This is a genomic window from Stenotrophomonas indicatrix (assembly GCA_041545745.1).
Classification (GTDB): domain Bacteria; phylum Pseudomonadota; class Gammaproteobacteria; order Xanthomonadales; family Xanthomonadaceae; genus Stenotrophomonas; species Stenotrophomonas indicatrix_A.
In genome coordinates this window covers 582,939-606,014 of sequence record CP168152.1, presented here as the reverse complement: position 1 = coordinate 606,014, position 23,076 = coordinate 582,939, and the positions used below count along the sequence as shown (strand labels likewise).

The 23,076-nt window shown below is 63.8% G+C and carries 19 protein-coding genes; 12 read left to right on the top strand and 7 right to left on the bottom strand.

Going from position 1 to position 23,076, the window contains the following annotated elements; genetic code table 11:
* Together ACEF39_RS02715 and ACEF39_RS02710 are read left to right on the top strand one after the other, a co-directional pair.
* Entirely contained in the window at window positions 1-927 is a 927-nt protein-coding gene (locus ACEF39_RS02715; RefSeq protein WP_100551507.1) for an MlaD family protein, read from the top strand.
* Window positions 924-1,565, top strand: coding sequence for an ABC-type transport auxiliary lipoprotein family protein (locus ACEF39_RS02710; protein ID WP_500286881.1), 642 nt, complete (start codon window positions 924-926; stop codon window positions 1,563-1,565). The genes ACEF39_RS02715 and ACEF39_RS02710 overlap by 4 nt, the downstream gene beginning before the upstream one ends.
* Window positions 1,566-1,649: 84 nt before the next feature.
* On the opposite strand, the gene ACEF39_RS02705 is transcribed toward ACEF39_RS02710, so the two are convergent.
* Window positions 1,650-2,240 (bottom strand): alpha-ketoglutarate-dependent dioxygenase AlkB family protein, encoded by a 591-nt coding sequence (locus ACEF39_RS02705; protein ID WP_500286880.1) that lies wholly within the window; start codon window positions 2,238-2,240, stop codon window positions 1,650-1,652.
* A gap of 108 nt (window positions 2,241-2,348) precedes the next feature.
* Here ACEF39_RS02705 and ACEF39_RS02700 point away from each other — a divergent pair, with 108 nt between their 5' ends.
* A complete protein-coding gene (locus ACEF39_RS02700; RefSeq protein ID WP_500287956.1) occupies window positions 2,349-4,256 on the top strand; it encodes a glycoside hydrolase family 99-like domain-containing protein in 1,908 nt (635 codons plus the stop codon).
* A gap of 33 nt (window positions 4,257-4,289) precedes the next feature.
* On the opposite strand, the gene ACEF39_RS02695 is transcribed toward ACEF39_RS02700, so the two are convergent.
* Window positions 4,290-4,916, bottom strand: coding sequence for a CoA transferase subunit B (locus tag ACEF39_RS02695; protein ID WP_500286879.1), 627 nt, complete (start codon window positions 4,914-4,916; stop codon window positions 4,290-4,292).
* Window position 4,917: 1 nt separating this feature from the next.
* Window positions 4,918-5,649, bottom strand: coding sequence for a CoA transferase subunit A (locus ACEF39_RS02690; protein WP_312106455.1), 732 nt, complete (start codon window positions 5,647-5,649; stop codon window positions 4,918-4,920).
* Window positions 5,650-5,809: 160 nt separating this feature from the next.
* Between ACEF39_RS02690 and ACEF39_RS02685 the strand changes: the two genes are divergently transcribed.
* The 4 genes from ACEF39_RS02685 to ACEF39_RS02670 all read left to right on the top strand — a co-directional run bounded on the left by ACEF39_RS02685 (window position 5,810) and on the right by ACEF39_RS02670 (window position 13,371).
* Complete coding sequence (locus tag ACEF39_RS02685; protein ID WP_500286878.1) at window positions 5,810-9,121, top strand: DEAD/DEAH box helicase; 3,312 nt, start codon at window positions 5,810-5,812, stop codon at window positions 9,119-9,121.
* A gap of 130 nt (window positions 9,122-9,251) precedes the next feature.
* Window positions 9,252-10,598: a phosphohexomutase domain-containing protein gene (locus ACEF39_RS02680; RefSeq protein ID WP_500286877.1), complete on the top strand. Its 1,347-nt coding sequence runs from the start codon at window positions 9,252-9,254 to the stop codon at window positions 10,596-10,598.
* Between the two features lie 13 nt (window positions 10,599-10,611).
* Window positions 10,612-12,015 (top strand): mannose-1-phosphate guanylyltransferase/mannose-6-phosphate isomerase, encoded by a 1,404-nt coding sequence (locus ACEF39_RS02675; RefSeq protein ID WP_500286876.1) that lies wholly within the window; start codon window positions 10,612-10,614, stop codon window positions 12,013-12,015.
* Window positions 12,016-12,378: 363 nt separating this feature from the next.
* Window positions 12,379-13,371, top strand: coding sequence for an acyltransferase family protein (locus ACEF39_RS02670; RefSeq protein ID WP_500286875.1), 993 nt, complete (start codon window positions 12,379-12,381; stop codon window positions 13,369-13,371).
* Between the two features lie 75 nt (window positions 13,372-13,446).
* On the opposite strand, the gene rfbD is transcribed toward ACEF39_RS02670, so the two are convergent.
* From rfbD to rfbB, 4 genes are read right to left on the bottom strand one after another with little or no spacing between them, the layout of a single operon-like run.
* Window positions 13,447-14,349, bottom strand: coding sequence for a dTDP-4-dehydrorhamnose reductase (gene rfbD, locus ACEF39_RS02665; protein ID WP_500286874.1), 903 nt, complete (start codon window positions 14,347-14,349; stop codon window positions 13,447-13,449).
* Window positions 14,346-14,903 (bottom strand): dTDP-4-dehydrorhamnose 3,5-epimerase, encoded by a 558-nt coding sequence (rfbC, locus tag ACEF39_RS02660; protein WP_312106443.1) that lies wholly within the window; start codon window positions 14,901-14,903, stop codon window positions 14,346-14,348. The genes rfbD and rfbC overlap by 4 nt, the downstream gene beginning before the upstream one ends.
* A complete protein-coding gene (gene rfbA / locus ACEF39_RS02655; RefSeq protein WP_312106441.1) occupies window positions 14,900-15,787 on the bottom strand; it encodes a glucose-1-phosphate thymidylyltransferase RfbA in 888 nt (295 codons plus the stop codon). Before rfbA ends, rfbC begins: the two co-directional genes overlap by 4 nt.
* A 14-nt stretch (window positions 15,788-15,801) precedes the next feature.
* Window positions 15,802-16,857 carry a dTDP-glucose 4,6-dehydratase gene (gene rfbB / locus ACEF39_RS02650; RefSeq protein WP_500286873.1) on the bottom strand — a complete coding sequence of 352 codons (1,056 nt, stop codon included), beginning with the start codon at window positions 16,855-16,857 and terminating at the stop codon, window positions 15,802-15,804.
* A 507-nt stretch (window positions 16,858-17,364) separates the two neighbouring features.
* Here rfbB and ACEF39_RS02645 point away from each other — a divergent pair.
* The 5 genes from ACEF39_RS02645 (at window position 17,365) to ACEF39_RS02625 (ending at window position 22,860) form a co-directional block, all read left to right on the top strand.
* Window positions 17,365-18,765 carry a UbiA family prenyltransferase gene (locus ACEF39_RS02645; protein ID WP_500287955.1) on the top strand — a complete coding sequence of 467 codons (1,401 nt, stop codon included), beginning with the start codon at window positions 17,365-17,367 and terminating at the stop codon, window positions 18,763-18,765.
* 59 nt (window positions 18,766-18,824) lie between these two features.
* Complete coding sequence (locus ACEF39_RS02640; protein WP_363729687.1) at window positions 18,825-19,202, top strand: SMR family transporter; 378 nt, start codon at window positions 18,825-18,827, stop codon at window positions 19,200-19,202.
* Window positions 19,203-19,274: 72 nt separating this feature from the next.
* A complete protein-coding gene (locus ACEF39_RS02635) occupies window positions 19,275-21,050 on the top strand; it encodes a hypothetical protein (protein WP_500286872.1) in 1,776 nt (591 codons plus the stop codon).
* A 125-nt stretch (window positions 21,051-21,175) separates the two neighbouring features.
* Complete coding sequence (locus ACEF39_RS02630; protein ID WP_093818820.1) at window positions 21,176-21,922, top strand: electron transfer flavoprotein subunit beta/FixA family protein; 747 nt, start codon at window positions 21,176-21,178, stop codon at window positions 21,920-21,922.
* Entirely contained in the window at window positions 21,922-22,860 is a 939-nt protein-coding gene (locus ACEF39_RS02625; RefSeq protein WP_500286871.1) for an electron transfer flavoprotein subunit alpha/FixB family protein, read from the top strand. Before ACEF39_RS02630 ends, ACEF39_RS02625 begins: the two co-directional genes overlap by 1 nt.
* The last annotated feature ends 216 nt before the right edge of the window (window positions 22,861-23,076 follow it).

Below are 23,076 nucleotides of genomic sequence, written 5' to 3'. Positions count from 1 at the left end.
ATGGAAACAAAAGCCAACTACGTGCTGATCGGCGCGTTCACCCTGATCACCGGCCTGGCCCTGCTGGCCTTCGGCCTATGGGCCGCCAAGTACTCCTCCGACCGCACCTGGCAGGAATACCGCGTGGTGTTCCGCGAAGCAGTGACCGGCCTGTCGGTCGGCAGCCCGGTGCAGTACAACGGCATCGCGGTGGGCTCGATCACCGAACTGAACCTGGTGCCGGACGATCCGCGCCAGGTGGTCGCACGCATCCGCCTGAACTCGACCACGCCGGTCAAGACCGATACCCGCGCCAAGCTGGCGATCACCAGCCTGACCGGCCCGTCGATCATCCAGCTCAGCGGCGGCACGCCGCAGTCGCCGGCGCTGACCACGGTCAACAAGGACCCGGCACCGATCATCCCGACCACGCCGTCGGCGCTGCAGAACATCACCGACGTGGCCAACCGCATCGTCGAGCGCATGGACCAGATCCTCAGCGACCGCAACGTCGCCTCGATCAACGCCACTTTGGCCAACCTGGAAACGATCAGTGGCGGCCTGGCCGACCGCGACCAAGGGACGCAGTCGCTGCTGCTCAGCGCGCGCGATGCCGCGCGCAGCCTGGACACCACCCTGAAGACCACCAACGGCACCATCGAGCGCCTGGACAAGAACCTGGTGCAGCAGCTGCCGGGCATCATCGACAAGCTCGATGCAACCCTGGCCAAGCTTGATTCGGCCGCCGGCAATGCTGATTCGATCCTCGGCGAGAATCGCGCCGCCATCAACAGCTTCGCCAATGACGGCCTCGGCCAGCTCGGCCCGACGCTGGGTGAACTGCGTGGCCTGATACGCGACCTGCGCCGGGTCAGCGACCGTCTCGAGAACAACCCCGCGCGCTACCTGCTCGGCCGCGACGCCCCGAAGGAGTTCGAACCCAAATGAGCCCGACCACCCTTCCGCGCCTGTTGCTGGCAGCGTCGCTGGCCACCCTGCTGGGTGGCTGCTCGATCCTCGGCAGCGGCGACAAGAACCCCGTCACCCTGTATTCGCCGGCCGTGCAGGTCAAGGTCGACCCCAGCTGGCCGCAGGCCGACTGGCAACTGGTGCTGGCCAAGCCCAGCGCCGCGCGCATGGTCGACAGCCCGCGCATCAACGTGCGGCCGACACCGTCGGAGCTGGAGATCTACAAGGGTGCCAGCTGGGCACAGCCGGCCACCGACATGATCGAAGACACCCTGCTGCGTGGCTTCGAGGATTCCGGCCGCATCCACGGCGTGGCCCGCGTTGCCGCCGGCATCCGCGCCGACTACAAGCTGTCCACCGACATCCGTCGCTTCGAATCGGATTACCAGGGCCAGGCAACGCCGACGGTCGTCATCGAGATCAACGCCAAGCTGATCGACGTCACCAACCAGCGCGTGGTCGCCGACCGCACCTTCCGCCAGCTGCAGCCGGTGGGCAGCACCGATGTGTCGGCAGTGGCCGCCGCCTTCGAGCGTGGCCTGCAGCAGGTGGCACATGACGTGGTGGGCTGGACGCTGACCAGCGGGCAGAATGACAAGCAGGCGCTGAAGCGCTGATCTGTTTCCGCTGATTGCGCCGGGCCTGGTCCTGCGAAACGGGTAGATCCACGCCATGCGTGGATGAATCTTCCGGGACCGTCGTCAGGTCCGCGGCGTGATCCAGCGGAATGTAAGGTTGATGCGTTCGCCCTGCACCCGCGCCATCTTGGGCAAAGCGTGCTGGTAGTGGCGCTGGGTAGCGCCGCCCATCAGCAGCAGGTCGCCATGAGCCAGCAGGAACTCCGCCTTGCGCGTGGTGTCATCACGACGGCGCAGCAGGAACCGCCGTGCCGCGCCGAGGCTCAACGAAGCAATCAAAGGCGCCGGCCCCAGCTCGGGCTCGTCGTCGCTGTGCCAGCCCATGTAGTCGCCTCCGCCGCGGTAGCGGTTGAGCAGTACGCTGTTGAAGCGGCCGAGGCCCTCGGCCTGCAGCCGGTCGCGCAGCGCGGACAGCCGCGGCGGCCACGGATGGGGCACGAACTCGGCACCTGAATAGCGGTAGCGCGCCTGCGGGTCGCCGATCCAGCAGCTCAGCCGTGGTGAATCCACCCAGTTGCCGAACATGCGGATGCGGTGGGTTTCCCAAGGGATTTCGGCTTGCAGCGCTTCGTTGAGTACGTCGGCTTCAGGCACCGGCAGCCAGCCCGGCACGTGGCGGATGTCAGCGTCGGGAAGATGGGTCGGGAACAGCATAAGGCAACGCTAGCACGGGCGGGTTTGCCGCCGTGGCCGCCAACCCCGAAAATGGGTCATGACCAATGCCCATCACACGACACCGAGTTTCCGTACCCCGCTGCCGGAATGCGCACGATGACCAACAGCCGCTTGCGTCAGGCGCTGTTCCCGCTGCTGCGTGCAGCTTTCCGGGCGCTGCCGCTGTCGCAGGGGCAGCGTGACCGTTTGCGCACCCGCCTTCTGGCCCGCCATGGCGACTGGGTGCCGCCACCGCCCAAAGGACAGCAGAACGCTGGTGGACCGAGCGCCGCTGCGCAGCTGCGTTGGCGTGCGGACGAGCCCGCGATCGGCCACGTTGCCTGGCGCGAGGGCACGCTGCCCTCGCCGCTGCCGGCAACCCTGGTGGCGTTCTACCTGCCGCAGTTCCACACGTTTGCGGAAAACGATGCCTGGTGGGGCAAGGGCTTCACCGAATGGCGCAATGTCACCCGCGCCCTGCCGCAGTTCGAAGGCCATGTGCAGCCACGCCTGCCTGCCGATCTGGGTTTCTACGACCTGCGCAATCCGCAGGTGATGCGTGACCAGGCGCGTTTGGCTGCGGAGTATGGCATCGGCGCGTTCTGCTTCTACTACTACTGGTTCAGCGGCCGCACGTTGATGGAGGACCCGCTGCGCCAGTGGCTGGACGACGACAGCATCGACCTGCCGTTCTGCCTGTGCTGGGCCAACGAGAACTGGGCACGCCGCTGGGACGGGCGCGACGACGACATCCTGATCGGCCAGCAGCACAGCGCCGAAGACGATCTGGCCTTCATCGCCCACATCGCGCCCTATCTACGTGACCGTCGCGCCCTGAAGGTCGACGGTCGGCCGATGTTGCTGGTGTACCGGCCACATCTGCTGCCCGATGCACGTGCCACCGCCGACCGGTGGCGCCGCTGGTGCCGCGAGAATGGCGTGGGCGAGGTCCATCTGGCCTACGTTCAAGGCTTTGAACGCCCCGACCCCCGTGACATCGGATTCGACGCTGCCGTCGAATTCCCTCCAAACATGAGCAACCCTTCCTCGCTGTCGGCGCGGCAGTGGCTGCTCAATCCCGATTTCAATGGCGACGTGCGCGACTGGCGTGAACTCGCGGCCGAGATCGGCGCCCGCCCGTTGCCGGACTATCCGCTCTATCCCGGCGTGAACCCGGGCTGGGACAACGAAGCCAGACGCTCCGGCCGCGGCCGGGTCTACCTGCATGCATCGCCACGCGGCTACCGCGACTGGCTGCGTACCACGGTGCATCAGCGGCTGTCGGCAGTACCGGCAAAGCAACGCATGGTCTTCATCAACGCTTGGAACGAATGGGCCGAGGGAGCGGTGCTCGAGCCAGACGCGCGGCTGGGGCATGCATGGCTGCAGGCGACGCGCGAGGCTTTGTCCCCGGCCCCACCGCCGGGTCAGGGGCGAGCCTGCTTGATGGTCCTGCTTGACGATCCCGATGCGATCGCCGCGGTGTGCACTGCTGCGGGCGACCTCGGGGTGCAGTATCGCTTGTTCGTGCCTGCCGCCCTGCGCCCGCAGAACGCACCGGCCGAGGTCATCGGTCATGCCGGCAATGCGTTGACCAGCCTGCTTCAACTACTGCAGGAGCATCCCTCGGAGGGCGCTCTGCTGGCATGCTGGCTGGACATGCGCGGGAAAGCCGTCCCGCAGCACATGCCGACAGCGGGCGCGATAAAAGAGGCGCTTGAGGAATTCACGCAACGGCCGTCGCTGGGGATGATGCCGATATCCGCGCCGGAAGGCGCCGATGTCTGCAGCAGCCATCTTCGCTGGGCGACCCGCCTGGGACTGGCTCAGCGCCCAATGCCACGAATCGTCCGCGCTGCCTGGGTGCGAACAGAAGCCCTCAGACCTCTGTTGGATGCGCATCTCTATCCCAGCGAACTCAACGCAATGGATGCGTCCGGAGCGCTTGCCCAGCTGTTGCCGGACATCGTGATCAACGCAGGCTACGTTATCGCGGCGCCGCAGGACCAGCACTGATGCTGGCCCTGCGGGGCACGGGACCGATGCCCATCAGCGGAACGCAACGCCAGTCTTTTCCTTCAACTCATCCTCACCCACGCCCGCCGCAGTCTCCACCAGCACCAGACCGGCATCGGTCACATCGAATACCGCCAGGTCGGTGATGATGCGGTCGACCACGCCCACGCCGGTCAACGGCAGCGTGCATTCGGCCAGGATCTTGTGTTCGCCGTTCTTGGCGGTGTGCTCCATCAGCACCACCACCCGCTGTACGCCGGCCACCAGGTCCATCGCACCGCCCATGCCCTTGACCATCTTGCCGGGCACCATCCAGTTGGCCAGGTCACCCTTGTCGGTCACCTGCATCGCACCGAGGATGGCGAGGTTGACGTGACCACCGCGGATCATCGCAAAGCTGTCATGGCTGCCGAAGTAGCTGGCACCAGCGCGCGCGGTCACCGTCTGCTTGCCGGCATTGATCAGGTCGGCGTCCACCTCGGCCTCGGTCGGGAACGGGCCGATGCCCAGCAGGCCGTTTTCCGATTGCAGCCACACGTCCACGCCATCGGGAATGTGATTGGCCACCAGCGTCGGCAGGCCGATGCCCAGGTTCACGTAGGCGCCATCGGTCAGTTCACGCGCAGCGCGCGCCGCCATCTCATCGCGGGTCCATGCCATGTCAGTTGCCCTCCGCACGGATGGTGCGCTGTTCGATACGTTTTTCAGGGGTGGGGTTGTGCACGATGCGGTGCACGTAGATGCCCGGCAGGTGCACCTGGTCCGGATCGATGCTGCCGACCGGCACCACCTCCTCCACTTCCACGATGCAGACCTTGCCGGCCATCGCACAGGCCGGGTTGAAGTTGCGTGCGGTCTTGCGGAACACCAGGTTGCCGGCCTCGTCGGCTTTCCAGGCCTTGACCAGGGCAACGTCGGCGCGAAGCGCGGTTTCCATCACATAGTGCTTGCCATCGAACTCACGGGTTTCCTTGCCTTCGGCCACCACCGTGCCGTAACCGGTGGCGGTGAAGAACGCCGGAATACCCGCACCGCCTGCACGCAGGCGCTCGGCCAGGGTGCCCTGCGGATTGAATTCCAGATCCAGCTCGCCGGCCAGAAACTGCCGTTCGAATTCCTTGTTCTCGCCGACGTACGACGAAATCATCTTCTTGATCTGCCGGGTTTCCAGCAGCTGACCCAGACCGAAGCCATCCACGCCAGCATTGTTGGAGATAACGGTCAGGCCCTTGGCCCCGCTGTCGCGCAGCGCGGCGATCAGGGCTTCGGGAATGCCACACAGGCCGAAGCCACCCACGGCCAGAACCTGGCCATCGGCAACCACGCCCTGCAGGGCCTGCGCCGCAGAGGCGAAACGCTTGCTGCGCGTGCCGCTGGAAGTCGATTGCTGCATCGCTGTACTGCCCTGCTTGATAAGGATTGAAGGCATTCTAGCTGCACGCCCCTCAATGGCCTGGATGCGCCGCAGCATTCCCGGCCAGGTTGCCCGCTCTGGTTAGAATGACGATCCCCCCCTTGAACGCAGGTGCCCGTGTACCTGTCCCCTGGCAACGATGGCCGTGAACTACACCGACGAAGACCTGTTCCGCTGGTTCGACGAAAGGACACTCGGCAGGAGCGAGCAATGCCTGGCCGGTGTACGCAAACTGCAGCGTCACGGCGACCTGCTCACGGCCGAGGTGCAGGGTTCGGCCCGGCATCCTTATCAGGTGGAAATAGATCTGGCGGCCAGCACGCGCACGTCGCGCAGCCGGCTGCAGAGCAACTGTTCGTGCCCGGTTGGCCGGAACTGCAAGCACGGGGCCGCCGTGCTGGTGACCTTGCTGCTGGATCCAGCTGTGCCCGACGACAGTACCGCACTCACCGGGCAGGACCTGGACCTGCCGCCGCGACCGGAACTGCTGGCAGAGCTGTCGCGTTGGCAAAGTGCGCGCAGCCAGCCGCGCAAGCCCCGTAGAAGCGGCGTCATCTTCGAACTGTCCACCATCGGCCACCGGCCCTCCATACTGCTCCGCCGCGTCAAATACAGCGCCGATGGCGCTATGGAATCCGGCAAGTGGATGGAGATCACCCCGGACCTGCTGCTGGATCCACCGGCCTCCCTCACCCAGTCCGATCTGGCCGTGATGGTGCAGTTGTGGGCGGAAAAACAGTCATCGAAGCCTGAAGCCCGCATCGACATCGATGCTACGCTCGACCTGATCGTGGCTGGCGGCAACGGCTGGGTAGCCTGCAAGTCCCACACTCCCGTACCCGCCCGCCCGGGGCCTCCGCGCCGGGGGCACGTGTGCTGGGCCGGGGAAGAGGTCCAGGGCGCCCTGCTCTCGATCCCTTCGCTGCAGGTGGAAGGTGGTGCCGAAGGCCTGGTGATGGGCCATGCGGCGTGCTACCTGGACCCGGTCAGTGGCGAGGTAGGTCCCTTGCTGCTGGACGTCAGGACCGAAGACGCCGATGTATTCCTGAGCCTGCCCCACCTGCTTCCCAGTGAAGAACCGGTAGTGGCGCAGATGCTGCAGCGGATGGATCCGGCGCTGCCCCGCCCGGGTGCGGGCGACAGCCTGGTTACCCTGCAGATCAGCACGATGACGCCGGTGCTGCGCCTGCACACCGTCGAGTTCCGTCCGGCGTGGCTCAGCCGCCGCGATCCGTCGCAGTGGGCGGACGTCGCCACCGTGGCTTTCGAATATGACGAACACGTGCGCTATCTGGATGACCCCAGCCTGTTCGTCCACGATGCAGAGGGGCACCTGGCCCTGCTGCCACGCGACATGGCCGAGGAAACACGGCGCGAGCGCGAACTGCGTAGTGCCCAGCTGCACCGCGATCTGCAGCCTCGTGCGGCCCTGGAGGGGGCAGGCCCGCAGTTCCAGCTGCGCACCTATGACTGGACCCGATTCCTGCTGGACGAAGTACCGCGACTGGAAGCGCTGGGCTGGAAAGTGGAGGCGGACGACGATTTCCGCCATCGCATCACCCGGGTGGAAGACATCGGCGTCGAGATCCAACCCGATCCGAAGGAGGAGGGCTGGTTCGATCTGGCCCTGGATATCCAGGTTGACGATCGCAGCGTGCCGCTTGCCCCTTTGCTGCAACAGTTGCTGCAGACCGACCCGCGCTGGATGCGGGGGCAGATCGATGCGATCGCCGATGATGAGAACATCCTGCTCTCTGCGGCAGACAACACCCGCCTGGCCTTCCGCGCCGGGCGGTTGAAGCCGGTGATCACCCTGCTGGCTGACCTGTTCGGGCAACGTGGCGAGCCGTTGCGCGTATCTGCGCATGACCGCGGTCGCCTGCGCGCATTGCAGGATGACGCACGCCTGCAGTTCAAGGGGCAGCGCGATACGCGCGCGCTGGTGCAGAGGCTGCTGGACGCGCCGGCACCTGCGCCGGTGGCGCCACCTGCCGGACTGGCCGCAACGCTGCGTCCCTACCAGCTTGAGGGCTTGGCGTGGCTGCAGTATCTGCGCCAGCAACAGCTCGGCGGCGTGCTGGCCGACGACATGGGCCTGGGCAAGACCCTGCAGACGCTGGCCCACGTACTGATGGAAAAGGAAGCGGGCCGACTGCAGCGACCGGCACTGGTGGTCATGCCCACCTCGTTGCTGCACAACTGGCAGAGCGAAGCCACGCGCTTCGCGCCCGATCTGCGTGTGCTGGCCCTGCATGGTGCAGGCCGCGAGGCATTGTTCGCGCAGATTCCAGAGCACGACCTGGTGTTGACCACCTATCCCCTGCTCTGGCGCGACGAACAGGCATTGCAGGCAAACACCTATCACCTGCTGATCCTGGATGAAGCCCAGCAGGTAAAGAACCCGAAGTCGCGCGCGGCGATCACCCTGCGCACACTGCACGCCGATCATCGACTGTGCCTGACCGGCACGCCGTTGGAAAACCACCTGGGCGAGCTGTGGACGCAGTTCGATTTCCTGCTGCCCGGCCTGCTGGGAAGCGAGAAACAGTTCAACCAGCATTGGCGCTATCCCATCGAACGCGGCAGCGACCAGCAGCGTGCGAAGCTGCTGGCAAAGCGGGTACGACCGTTCATGCTGCGCCGACGCAAGGACCAGGTCGCCACCGAACTGCCACCCAAAACGATCATCACCCGTACCGTTGCGCTGGAAGGCGGGCAACGCGATCTCTACGAGACCGTACGCGCGGCGATGGAAAAGAAAGTGCGCGAGGCGATCAGCAGCAATGGCCTTGGGCGCAGCCATATCGTGGTGCTCGATGCGCTGCTGAAACTGCGGCAGGTGTGCTGCGATCCGCGCCTTCTGCCCGGTGACAGCGCCGCGCGCGATGCGGGCTCGGCCAAGCTGGACCTGCTGCGCGACATGCTGCCGGAGATGGTCGAGGAAGGCCGCCGCATCCTGCTGTTCTCGCAGTTCACGGGCATGCTGGCCTTGATCGGCCAGGCGCTGCAGGAACTTGGCCTGGCCTACGTCGAGTTGACCGGCGATACCCAGGACAGGGTCACGCCAGTGCAGCGCTTCATGCAGGGCGAGGTTCCAGTGTTCCTGATCAGCCTGAAGGCCGGCGGTGTGGGCCTGAACCTGACCGCGGCCGACACCGTCATCCATTTCGATCCCTGGTGGAATCCGGCTGCCGAGAATCAAGCCACCGACCGCGCCCACCGCATTGGCCAGGACCAACCGGTGTTCGTATACAAGCTGATCGCCACCGGCAGCATCGAGGAACGGATCGCAGACCTGCAGCAGCGAAAGGCGGCTCTGGCCGAGGCAATCCTGGAGAACGGTGGCAGCGCCGCGCCACGCTTCGACGCTGCCGACCTGGAGGCGCTGCTGGCACCGCTGCCAGGTGCGCCCAGGCGCGCTACTGGCAGACGCAGGACCGCCCGGTCCTGACATCGCGCCCGGTCTGACATCACGCCCGGTCCTGACATCGCGCCGGTCAGGCAGCGTTGGGGCTATGGAAACGATTCCCATACGTGGCTGGGATTACACTAGCCAACTGATCTGACAAAGGATTCCAGCGATGCCCCTGCCCGCCTTCAAGGCTTATGACATCCGCGGCCGCGTGCCGGAAGAACTGAACGAAGACCTCGCCCGCCGGATCGGTGTGGCCTTAGCCGATCAGTTGTCACCCGGGCCAGTGGTACTGGGGCATGACGTGCGCCTGACCAGCCAGGCGCTGCAGGACGCGCTGGCAGCCGGTCTGCGCGGCGCGGGCCGGGAGGTGATCGACATCGGCCTGTGCGGCACCGAGGAAGTCTATTTCCAGACCGACCATCGCGGTGCAGCAGGCGGTGTGATGGTTACCGCCAGCCACAATCCGATGGACTACAACGGCATGAAGCTGGTCAAGGAGAACGCCCGGCCGATCAGCTCCGATACCGGCCTGTTCGCGATCTCCGATGCCGTGGCGGCCGACAGCGCAACACCGCAGCCGCCGACTGCAGGCCAACGCAGCGAGCACGACAAGAACGCCTACATCCATCACCTGCTGTCCTATGTTGACACCGCCAAGCTCAAGCCCCTCAAGCTGGTGGTCAACGCCGGCAACGGCGGCGCCGGCGCCATCGTCGACCTGCTGGCACCGCACCTGCCATTCGAGTTCATCCGCATCTGCCACGAACCCGACGGCAACTTCCCCAACGGTATCCCCAACCCGCTGCTGCCGGAAAACCGCGCCGCCACGGCCGAGGCGGTTCGAGCGCACGGCGCCGACTTCGGCATTGCCTGGGACGGCGATTTCGACCGCTGCTTCTTCTTCGACCACAGCGGGCGCTTCATCGAGGGCTATTACCTCGTCGGCCTGCTGGCCAAGGCGGCGCTGGACCGCAACCCGGGTGGCAAGATCGTGCACGACCCGCGCCTGGTCTGGAATACCGTGGAAATGGTCGAGCAAGCCGGTGGTGTGCCGGTGCTGTGCAAGAGCGGCCATGCCTTCATCAAGGAAAAGATGCGCGCGGAGGACGCGGTGTATGGCGGCGAAATGAGCGCCCATCACTACTTCCGCGAATTCGCCTATGCCGACTCGGGCATGATCCCCTGGCTGCTGATCGCCCAGCTGATCTCTGAAAGCGGCCGCTCGCTGGCCGACTGGGTCGAGGATCGCATGGCGGCCTACCCCTGCAGTGGCGAGATCAACTTCAAGGTCAGCGATGCGAAGGCGTCGGTTGCCCGTGTGATGGAACACTTTGCCGCCCAGTCGCCGGCGCTGGACCATACCGATGGCATCAGCGCCGATTTCGGCGACTGGCGCTTCAACCTGCGCAGCTCCAATACCGAACCGCTGCTGCGCTTGAACGTTGAATCGCGTGGGGACGCCGCTCTAATGCAGGCGCGTACCGACGAAATTTCCTGCCTGCTGCAGAAATAATCAAAGGAAGGTCATGAGTAACATCCAGCCCGTTATCTTGTCCGGCGGTTCCGGCACCCGCCTGTGGCCGCTCTCGCGCGAGGCCTATCCCAAGCAGTTTCTGCCACTGGCTGGTGAGGAAACAATGCTGCAGGCGACCTGGCAGCGCGTGGCGCCCATCGCCGCACGTGGGCCGCTGGTGATCGCCAACGAGGAACATCGCTTCGTTGCCGCCGAACAGCTGCAGCAGGTTGGCGCCGAGCCGGCCGCGATCATCCTCGAGCCGGTCGGCCGCAATACGGCACCGGCAATCGCGGTGGCCGCGCTGGAAGCGACCCGCGATGGCAGCGATGCGTTGCTGCTGGTGCTGCCCTCCGATCACGTAATCTCCGATGAAGCGGCGTTCCGCACGGCAGTACAGGCAGCTGCCGGCGCTGCGGAAGCTGGCAAGCTGGTCACCTTCGGCATCGTGCCGACCGGTCCGGAAACCGGCTATGGCTACATCAAGGCCGCCGATGGCCAGGGTGCGCGCGCGGTCGAACGGTTCGTCGAGAAACCCGATCTGGACACCGCGACCGGTTACGTTGCCAGTGGGCAGTACTACTGGAACAGCGGCATGTTCCTGTTCAGGGCCTCGCGCTACCTTCAGGAGTTGGAACGTCTGCAGCCGGCCATGTTGGCTGCCTGCCGCGCCGCTTGGCAGAGCGCACGCCGGGATGCCGATTTCACCCGGCTGGACAAGGACGCGTTCACCGCAGTGCCCTCCGATTCGATCGATTACGCGGTGATGGAAAAGACTGCCGACGCGGTGGTGGTGCCCCTGGATGCCGGCTGGAACGATGTTGGCTCATGGACCGCACTGCGCGATGTATCGCAGCAGGACGGCGACGGCAATGCCCACCAGGGCGATGTGATCGCCATCGACTGCCGCAATACCTATGCCTATGCACAGCGCCTTGTCGCCTTGGTCGGCCTGGATGACGTGATCGTAGTCGAGACCGATGACGCGGTGTTGGTAGGCAAGGGCGACCGCATGCAGGAGGTCAAGACCGTGGTAGCGCAGTTGAAGGCCGGCGGCCGCAGCGAGGCGACCTGGCATCGCAAGGTCTATCGCCCATGGGGTGCCTACGATTCGATCGACAACGGCGAGCGTTTCCAGGTCAAGCGCATCACCGTCAAGCCGGGCGGCACGCTGAGCCTGCAGATGCATCATCACCGTGCCGAGCACTGGATCGTGGTCAGCGGCACTGCTGAAGTCACCCGGGGTGACGAGGTAATCCTGCTGAGCGAAAACCAGAGCACCTACATCCCGCTGGGCGTGACCCATCGTCTGCGCAACCCGGGCAAGCTGCCGCTGGAGCTGATTGAAGTGCAGTCGGGCAGTTACCTCGGCGAGGACGATATCGTTCGATTCGAGGATACCTACGGGCGGAGTTGAGGAACTTCTCCATGCCGTGGGAAACAAAAGAGTAAAGTACGCCCCTTCTTTCGGGAATCTGCACGCGCCCGGGCACAAGGCACCGGGCGCTTGCTGGCAACAGTGTCCTCCACAGAAGCACACGGCAAGCCCACGGCGGGACGTTGGTTATGGGGACTGTGATGGCGCAGTATTGATGCAACTCCCGATTGGGAGGGATGACGTTAATCCCTCCAATCCCAGGTCAAAACAGGCAAACGTCAGTTCTTCCTAGCATTCCCAGCTTCAGGCCTCCTTGCCACGAAGTCCACTTTCCAGCACCCTGTGTATCGCCTATGATCCGGACCTCATCGACGTCGGATCCATCTGGGGATCGCATTATCCATGGACAACAAGATCACTCTGCAGTCGCTTCAGGCCCTAAGAGGCGTAGGAGCCGTGGCCGTGGTCGTGTTCCATGCACTGTCGCTACATCCTTTTTTCAATTTCCGGGCTGGTGCGGCGGGCGTTGATCTGTTCTTCGTGATCAGCGGAGTCGTGATGTACCTCTCGTTGAGGAACAACGCCTCACCCTTCGAGTTCCTGAAGCGCCGCTTCATTCGCGTAGTTCCAATGTACTGGATCGCAACCACCCTGGCCGCTGCCTATTTCTACGCGCGATATCCGGACATGACTCCGTCGACGGAGCACATCGTTCGGTCGTATCTGTTCGCCCCGCCGCCACCGGGCTACCAGATGCCGTTGCTCTACCCTGGGTGGACGCTGAACTATGAAATTTTCTTCTACGCGATTTTAGGCACGTTGCTGGTCACCAAGCGGCTTGCGGCCGCGCTCACCATCTGTGTGATTGCCGCCTTGGGCTCACTGACGAATGTCGTACCGGCCATCACTGGCGTTTATTACTTCAACCAGATCATCCTAGAATTTGCTGCGGGCATGCTTGTTGGCATGGCAATAAGGCACGGCTACCGGCCGAAGAAGCTGGAAGGATTCATTTACCTGGCACTATCCGTCATGCTGTTCGCAGTCCATAACCACTACAAGCCGGAAGGCGTTCTGGCATGGGGCGTTCCAAGTGTCTTGATGGTTGTTGGTGCACTGGCGTTCGAATCATCCAAAGCAGTGACCAACAGGATCTGCCAACTCATTGGGAGCGCCAGCTACTCCATCTATCTTTTCCACGCGCTTGCGATCTGGTTGGTCGACTGGTTCTGGCATACACCCCGCGGCGTCAGCGCTGTACTTTTCGCTATCGCACTATCAGTGGCGGGGGGGGTGGTTGCACATTTCCTGATGGAAAAGCCCTTACTACGCCTGATGCTGGGCTGGAATCGTGGCGACACGACTGCTGCCAGCCCGTCCCAGGCTAGCCCCTGATCATTGCGGAACCGAAGCCAGTGCAGCGGTGTGGGGATGGCAGATGGAAGCGATTGGCTGGATGCTGACGCTCACTTATTGAGCCGCAACAATCTCCGCCATCACCCGCTTCAGCCCGTCCTGCCACGCCGGCAGCACGATGCCGAAATCACGCTGCAGCTTGTGAATGCCCAGCACCGACCACGCCGGGCGCTTGGCCAGCGTCGGGTACTCGGAACTGGCAATCGGCTCGACGACCGGCGCTTTGGTCAGCACACCCGCTGCCAGCGCCTCGACGAAGATCGCCTCGGCAAATCCATGCCAGCTGGTCTGGCCACTGGCCGTCAGGTGCCAGGTACCGGACGACCTGCCCGGATGCTGCAACGCCTGCGCAGTGACATCGGCGATGAGTGCCGCAGGCGTCGGCGTGCCGATCTGGTCGGCCACCACACGCAGCTGATCGCGCTCAGCGCCCACCCGCAGCATCGTGCGCAGGAAGTTTGCGCCGTGCGAGGCATACACCCACGCCGTGCGGAAGATCAGATGACGGCCGCCGGCAGCGCGTACAGCGTCCTCGCCATCACGCTTGCTGGTGCCGTACACGCCCAGCGGCGCGGTCGGTTCGTCCTCGCGGTAAGGCGCACTGCCCTGACCATCGAACACGTAGTCGGTGGAGTAATGCACGAACGGCACGCCATGGGCGGCACACCAGCGCGCGACCACGCCCGGCGCCTGTGCGTTGGCAGCAAACGCAGCCTCCGCATCCTGCTCTGCACGATCCACTGCCGTGTAGGCCGCTGCGTTGACCACCACCGATGGCTGCAGGCGATCGAGCAGCGCCGGAAGGCTCTCAGGCTGGCCGAAATCAGCCATCTCGCAGGTGCTGCCATCGGGCAACGTGCCGCTGCGGGTGGTCGCAACCACCGTACCCAACGGGGCCAGTGCGCGCAGCAGTTCCTGGCCGAGCTGGCCGTTGCCGCCGAACAGCAGCACGGTCACGGCACGTAGACCGGCAGGCGGTCCTCGGCGATGTCCTTCAGGAACGGCGCGTTCTCGTCCTTGGCCGACAGCGTCGGTGCGCTGACCGGCCAATCCACGGCGATGCCAGCGTCGTTCCAGCGCACGCCGGCATCGAAGTCCTTCAGATAGACCTCGGTGCAGAGATAGCTGAACACCGCGCGCTCGGACAGCACTGCAAAGCCGTGCGCGAAGCCTTCCGGAATCCAGAACTGCTTCTTGTTCTCCGCACTCAGTACCACCGCTTCCCATTGGCCGAAAGTCGGCGAGCCGCGACGGATGTCGACTGCCACGTCATACACCTCGCCTTCCAGCACGCTGACCAGCTTGCCCTGCGGGCGCGGCCATTGGTAATGCAGGCCCCGCAGCACACCCTTGGCAGAAGTGGAGACGTTACTCTGCACAAAGCGATCGGGCAGACCCTGCGCGGCAAAACGCTCGGCGTTCCAGGTCTCGAAGAAATAGCCTCGGGCATCGCCGAAAACTGCCGGCTCGATCACCCTGCAGCCGGGCAGCCTGGTTTCAATCACTTTCACGGAACAACTCCACGCAATGCGAGCTTGTGCAGGTACTGGCCGTACTCATTCTTGATCAACGGCGCGGCAAGTGCTTCCAACTGCGTGGCGTCGATCCAGCCTTTTCCGAAAGCAATTTCTTCCGGGCAGCAGACCTGCAGGCCCTGCCGGGTCTGAATGGTCTCGATGAAGTTCGACGCTTCCAGCAATGACTGGTGTGTGCCGGTATCGAGCCAAGCGTAACCGCGGCCAAGCGGCTCCAGATGCAGACGACCCTCGCGCAGGTAGCGCTGGTTCAGATCGGTGATTTCCAGTTCGCCGCGTGGCGAAGGCTTCAGATCGGCAGCGTAATCACTGGCATTGCCATCGTAGAAGTACAGCCCGGTCACAGCGTAATTCGAACGCGGGTTTTCCGGTTTCTCGACCAGATTGATGACCCTGCCGCTCTTGTCGAACTCGGCCACACCATAGCGCTTGGGATCATTGACCCAGTAGCCGAACACCGTCGCGCCATCAGTGCGCACATCGGCGCGTCGCAGGGTTTCGCTCAGTCCATGCCCATGGAAAATGTTGTCACCCAGCACCAGGCAGCTCGGCCTGCCCGCCAGATAGTCGCGACCGATCAGATAAGCCTGCGCAAGCCCATCAGGGCTCGGTTGCACGGCGTACTGGATGTCCATGCCCCACTGCGAGCCATCGCCCAGCAACTGCTGGAACAACGCCTGTTCGTGCGGGGTGTTGATGATCAGCACTTCACGGATGCCCGCCAGCATCAGCACACTGAGCGGGTAATAGATCATCGGCTTGTCATACACCGGCAGCAGCTGCTTGCTGACGCCCTTGGTGATCGGATACAGCCGGGTGCCGGAGCCGCCGGCGAGGATGATGCCCTTGCGCTGGGTCATGTCGTCTCCTGGGTTCAGGCCGCGTTGCCGATGCGCTGCAGGCGGTAGCTGCCGTCAAGCACGCCATTCACCCATTCCTGGTTGTCCAGGTACCAGTCGACCGTGAAGCCGATGCCCTGCTCGAAGGTGTACTTCGGCTCCCAGCCCAGCTGGTCCTTCAACTTGCTGGCATCGATCGCGTAGCGGCGGTCATGCCCCGGACGGTCGGCGACGTAGGTGATCTGGCTGCTGCGCGGCTGGCCATCCTCACGCGGGCGGCGGGCATCGAGCAGCGCGCAGATCGCGTGCACCACTTCGAGGTTCTCCTTCTCCGAGTTGCCGCCCACGTTGTAGGTCTCGCCCACCTGGCCCTTGGCCAGTACGGTGCGGATCGCCTCGCAGTGGTCGGACACGAACAGCCAGTCGCGCACCTGCTTGCCATCGCCGTACACCGGCAGCGGCTCACCGGCCAGCGCCTTGGCGATCACCAGCGGGATCAACTTCTCGGGGAAGTGGTACGGACCGTAATTGTTCGAGCAGTTGGTGGTCAGCACCGGCAGCCCGTACGTATGGTGGAAGGCGCGGACCAGGTGGTCCGAAGCCGCCTTCGACGCTGAATACGGCGAATTGGGCGCGAACGGGGTCGTTTCGGTGAACTTGCCGGTCTCGCCCAGGGTGCCGTACACCTCGTCGGTGGACACGTGCAGGAAGCGGAAGGCCGCGCCCTGCTCGGCCGGCAGCGCCTTCCAGTAATCACGCACCGTCTCGAGCAGGCCGAGGGTGCCGACGACATTGGTCTGGATGAACGCGCCGGGGCCATCGATCGAACGGTCGACGTGGCTTTCGGCAGCAAAGTTCAGCACGGCATCGGGCTGATGCTCGGCCAGCAGGCGGGAAACCAGCGCGCTGTCGCCGATGTCACCCTGCACGAACACGTGGTTGGGGTTGCCGTCGAGGCTGGACAGGGTCTTCAGGTTGCCGGCGTAGGTCAGTGCATCGAGATTGACGACCTTGACGCCGCGGGCGGCGGCCTCCAGAACGAAGTTTCCGCCAATGAATCCGGCGCCGCCGGTGACGAGCCAGGTAGGCACCATCCATTCTCCAGGTTCGGGGGGGAGCGCGACCGCTTGCGACAGCGCTTCAGGACACACAGGATACCGCCCCAACGCGCGTCCAGGTATGACTGGAATCCGCATGCCGGTTTGCCGTCGGCGATGCAGGGCTGGAGCCGCCAATGGCCATTGCCAAGTCAACCTGAACAACACTGCCAGACTCTTGGCCCGATAACCGGCGGGGAGCGCCACGGCCGACATGGCATAAGCGCGAAATCCTGCCCAAGCACCCGTTCAAAGCGGCCGATGGGCGCGCAGCACAGTGTATACGTGCCACCCGGATTACGCCGGAGATCGCGCCCCCCCCCGACAGACCGGGGCCCTTAAAAGACGGTATCGTGCCACAGGCTACCGCGGCCCACTGCGGCGATTCCGGCAGTGGCAGCAACGGCTATAATCGCCGCCAACATGAGGCGACCGGACCCGGCGCCGAGCACACAAGGACTCCGGCTGGACCGCATGCAACGAACTCATCGCGCACTCTGCGTGGACCTGGATGGCACTCTGCTGCGATCGGATCTGCTCTACGAATCCCTGCTGGCGTTACTGGCGCAGAATCCACTGTATATCTTCCTCCTGCCTCTGTGGCTGTTGCGGGGCAAGGCCGCACTCAAGCGCGAGATTGCGTCGCGGGTCAGCCTGGCCGTCGAACATCTGCCCTACGATGACCGCGTGCTTGAATTGCTGCGGACGACCGAGCAGCGGCCGCGTGTGCTTTGCTCCGCCTCGGATCGGCGCCTGGTCGATGCCATTGCAGACCACCTAGGTGTGTTCGAGGAGGTAATGGCAAGCGACGGTACGCGCAATCTGGCCGGCGACCACAAGGCCGAAGCGCTCAATGCCCGATTCCGGCCTGGGCACTACGACTATATGGGCAACGCCAACGTCGACCTCAAGGTGTGGAAGCACGCTGGCGGCGCCTACGTTGTAAATGCAGGGGCCGCGCTTGCAGCAGCGGCGGGCCAGCAGACGCAGGTTCACGCGCACTGGACGGCCCACGGTGGCGGACTCCGCACCTGGATCAAGGCACTGCGGCTCTACCAATGGGCGAAGAACCTGCTAGTACTGATTCCCCTGCTCACCGCCCATCGACTCTTCGAATTGCATTCGGTGATCGATGCATTTCTGGCGTTCATCGCGTTTGGGCTTTGTGCTTCCGGCGTCTATCTACTCAATGATCTGCTTGACCTGGCCCCGGATCGACAACATGCGCGAAAGCGCAAGCGTCCGTTTGCAGCAGGCAACCTGCCCCTGCTGCACGGCCTGCTTGCCGCTCCCGCGCTCACGGCTCTGGGGTTCGGTCTGGCGTTGTGGACCAGCCCGGCTTTCGCACTGGTACTTGCGATCTACTACGTCATGACATTGGGCTACTCGTTCGTGCTCAAGCGCATCGTCATGATCGATGTGGTCATGCTGGCAGGGCTCTACACCGTCCGCATCATCGGCGGAGCGGTCGCGATCGATACCGAACTGTCGTTCTGGCTGCTCGCGTTCTCAATGTTCATCTTCCTCAGCCTGGCCCTGCTCAAGCGCTACACCGAACTGGGGGCAATGAAGAACAGCGGTAAGCAGAAGGTCGTTGGCCGCGGCTACGATGTGGCTGACCTGTCATTGATCCAGTCGCTGGGGGCAGCGGCCGGGTACATCGGCATTCTGGTATTCGCGCTTTACATCAACAGTCCCGAAAGCCTGGAGCGCTACCACAACCCACGCATACTCTGGCTGCTTTGTCCGGTACTGCTTTACTGGATAAGTCGTGTATGGATCATTGCCCATCGTGGCCAGATGCATGACGATCCAATCGTTTTCGCTGCGCGCGACGGCGTCAGCCGAATTGTGGCGCTGGTCTCCATCATCATCATCGGCGTGGCTACAGTCGCCTGGTAACCCCCACATCCGGATGCTGGGATCCCGGTCATCCACTGGGCATTCGTCGGAGTCTATGCATGTACTTCACCTACATACCCACAATCCTGCTGTCTGTGGCACTGAACGCAGCTGCGCAACTGCTGCTTCGCCAAGGCATGCCGCAGGTTGCATTGACCACGAACGAAGGCGCATTGGCGCTGTTGTCCAGCGCATTCAAGATCGTGATCAATCCTTGGGTGTTCTCAGGACTTGTCTGTTTCGCCGGTAGTCTCGTGGTCTGGATGTACGTACTTTCCAAGGTACAGGTCAGCTTCGCCTATCCCTTCAACAGCGTCGGTTACGTGATCGTGGTTGCCGCCGCGTACTTCGTCTTCCGGGAACCCATCAGCGCCATGAAGCTCTTGGGCGTGGGCTTGATCTGTCTTGGTGTTTTTCTCGTTACCAAGGGCAGCTGATGTTCCAGCACCCCAACGTAAGCGCCTGAGCTTGGCCGGGCCGTGGCTTCACCGAAGAAAGAGCGCCATGCCATGCCGGCTTCCACTTCCGCCGCAAGGCCGTGCGCCGCGCAGAAAATCAAGTCAAGGACACCTTCAGCCATGCAACTAAACGACAAGACTGCCCTGACTGGTAGCGTTGCGCGTATCGATTCAAGCACATTCGCAGCCAGTGTCGCCGGCGTAATCGTGACGGTGTCAGCTGCCAAGGCCGCTGCCTCCTACTGTGATGTCCCCGTCATGGTTTTCCTCCTTCCCGCCGCGGTCTTCGCTCTGCTGTGGTTCTACGCCTCTGATCGGCGCTGGGTAGCGGCTTTGGCTGCAACGGTTGCTCTGCTGATTGCCACCGCACTTGTCTCCAACTGGCTGCCCGACCCCACCTGGGACGGGAACATGTATCACAAGGTCGCGCTTGTTGCGCTGCATGACGGCTGGAACCCTTGGCGATTCCCAGAGTTTTCCGACTGGCTCAAGGCGCAGTCCGCCCTGGAGTACAGCGACAAGGTGTGGAGCAGCAACATAGCTGCTTCCTGGATCAGCCACTACCCCAATATCTCGTGGCTTTTTGGTGCCGCGCTGATGGACTATGGCTTCGGCTGGGAGTCGACGAAGGCGATCGGCACGATGATGGCCGTCGCGATCTTCTTCCGTTCGTTTTCCGTGTTCAGGCAGTGGATCGGACGACGCGCGGCAAGCGCCATACTGGCGGTATGCGTGGTGCTCTGCCAGCCGCTGCTGGCGCAGATTACGACAAATTACGTCGATGGCATCACCTACGCACTGTTCGTTTTGATCATGCTTGCGCTGCTGGACCAAGAACGAGGTACGGCAAACAGAATCACAGTTTGGTGCAGCCTGATTTTGCTGGCCGGCCTGAAATTCACCGGCGCCCTCTATGGTGCGCTCCTGGCAGTTCCCTTCCTTTTCGTCTATCGCCCCCGGTTCCGGGAAATGCTGTTGTGGGGCGCCATCGGCCTGGCCACGCTTTCCCACCCATACCTCAATCACGTCGTTTCGGGCCTTCCCATCGGCTATCCCGTCACCACCGGCAATCAGATCCTGGCGGGGCAGGCCGAGCAGGCAATGCTTGATCAGTCACGCCCCCAAGCGCTGCTGACCTCGCTGTTCTCGAAGGTGTCGAACGATTTCGCCATGCCGGGGCTCAAGATTCCAGGCAGCGTCCGCTCACGTGAAATCGCCATGTCCGGGGTACCGGATACGCGCTATTCCGGGTTCGGTCCGCTGTTCTCATTGGCCGCTCTGCTGGGATTGGTGGCGGGTGTTGCGGCCGCCGTGCGGGCCTACTGGATGAACGGTTGGCGCGACCCTACATGGAAGCTGCATGCATGCATCGGCTTCTTGCTGGTACTGGCACTGATCCACGCCGCTCCTTGGTGGGCACGTTATGTGCCGTTCCTCCAGTTTGCGCTCGTCGTCGCACTATTGGCCGGCATACGGACCGGTCCCTCTTGGGCGAGGGGTGTGGCGGTTGCCGGTGCATTCATTCTTGTCGTCAACGGCGCGATGGTCCTCATGGGCGCGGGCAGCTACATCCATCGCGCCTCCGTTGAAGGAGGCGTTGCCGTCGACCGTCAGATCATTCATCGTCATCTCCGTGGCGAGAGCGTGGTAATCCGTGCGCCCGCCTTCATGGGATTCCCCGCCATCTACCACGCCCGGGAGGTTCTTCATTTGGACTCAATCGATTATCAGGCGGTCAGTCTGGACAAGCTCGACTGCGATGGGCGCGAGGAGCTGGGCACATGGATTGCGCTGGTGAAGTTCTGCCGGGGCGAGATGCAGCCTTGACCGCGGCCAGACCATACGCATTCGCATGGTCGACAAAGGCCAGTTAGAATCGGGGTCCCACCCCCCGAACCGGTTGCTGTTGCAGAACCGGACGTTCTCCCTGTTACTGAAGGACCCCGTACCAGATGAAAATCCTCGTCGCGTACAAGCGCGTGGTGGACTACAACGTCCGCATTCAGGTCAAGCCGGACGGTTCCGGCGTGGTCACCGACGGCGTCAAGCTGTCCCCCAATCCCTTCGATGAGATCGCCTTGGAAGAAGCGTTGCGCCTGCGCGACAAGGGCATCGCCAGCGAAGTCGTGGTTGCCACCATTGCCCCCGCCGATGCCCAGGCGCACCTGCGCAATGGCCTGGCCATGGGCGCCAATCGCGCCATTCATGTGGTCACCGACCAGGCCATCCAGCCGCTGACCGCTGCCCGTACCCTGCTCAAGCTGGTCGAAAAGGAACAGCCGGACCTGGTGATCCTGGGCAAACAGGCCATTGACGACGATGCCAACCAGACTGGCCAGATGCTGGCCACGCTCTGGGGCCGTCCGCAGGCCACCTTCGCCAGCAAGCTCGAGATCGCCGATGGCAAGGCCACGGTGACCCGTGAAGTCGATGCCGGCCTGGAAACGCTGGAAGTCGATCTGCCGGCCGTGGTCACCACCGACCTGCGCCTGAACGAACCGCGCTTCATCAAGCTGCCCGACATCATGAAGGCCAAGGCCAAGCCGCTGGAGACCCTGCAGCTGGCTGACCTCGGCGTTGAAGCCGCCGATACCTTCAAGACCACCCAGTACGCCGCGCCGTCCAAGCGCAGCAAGGGTGTGATGGTCAAGGACGCGGCCGAACTGGTTGCTGCACTCAAGCAGAAGGGGTTGCTGTAATGAGCAAGATTCTCGTCATCGCCGAGCACCACGACGGCAAGCTCAACGCCGCCACCGCCAAGACCATCAGCGCTGCGGCCGCCATTTCCGGCGCCAGCATCGATGTGCTGGTGCTGGCCGCCGACCCGACCGCCGTTGCTGCTGAAGCGGCGAAGATCGCAGGCGTCGCCAAGATCCTGACCGTGGCCAACGCTGCCAACGCACAGGCGTTGGCTCAGGTACTGGCCCCGCAGATCGCGCAGCTGGCCAAGGGCTACACGCACGTGTTCGGCCCGTCGACCACCTTCGGCAAGGACCTGATGCCGTGCGTGGCCGCCCTGCTTGGCGTCAACCAGGTCTCCGACCTGATGGCCGTCGAAGGCAGCCACACCTTCAAGCGCCCGATCTACGCCGGCAACGCGATCATCACTGTGGAAGCACCAACCGACCAGATCGTGGTCGCCACCGTGCGTGCCGCGTCGTGGCCGGAAGCCGCCCAAGGCGGCAGCGCCTCGGTTGAGGCCGCAAGCGTCGATGCCTCCCTGCCGACCCACACCCGCTTCGTCGGCCTGGCCGCCGGTGCCAGCGACCGCCCGGACCTGCAGAGCGCCAAGCGCGTGGTCTCCGGTGGCCGTGGCGTCGGCTCGGAGGAGAACTTCAAGGTCATCTTCCAGCTGGCCGACAAGCTCGGCGCCGCTGTCGGTGCCTCACGCGCAGCGGTCGATGCTGGCTACGTGCCCAGCGACCTGCAGGTCGGCCAGACCGGCAAGATCATTTCGCCGGAGCTGTATGTGGCCGTCGGCATCAGCGGTGCCATCCAGCACCTGACCGGCATCAAGGATGCCGGCACGATTGTCGCCATCAACAAGGACGCGGATTCGCCGATCTTCGAGATTGCCGATATCGGCCTGGTGGGGGATCTGTTTGCGATCCTTCCAGAGCTTGAGAAAGCGCTGTAAGCGGAAGTTTGCCCACATGATGCATGGGTGGGCGATCATCGCCCCCCCATGTATTCATCAGATCATGCAGGCTTGTTTGCAACACACCTTCTGCCATTGGCTGAAGGCGCCGCGGTGGTTCACGCAGACGCCAGCAACCGCTGTCAGCACAGGCCACCGGCAGATCACAGTGCTTGCCGACGATGCGCGGCTGGGGCGAACTCCGGCTCGAAACAG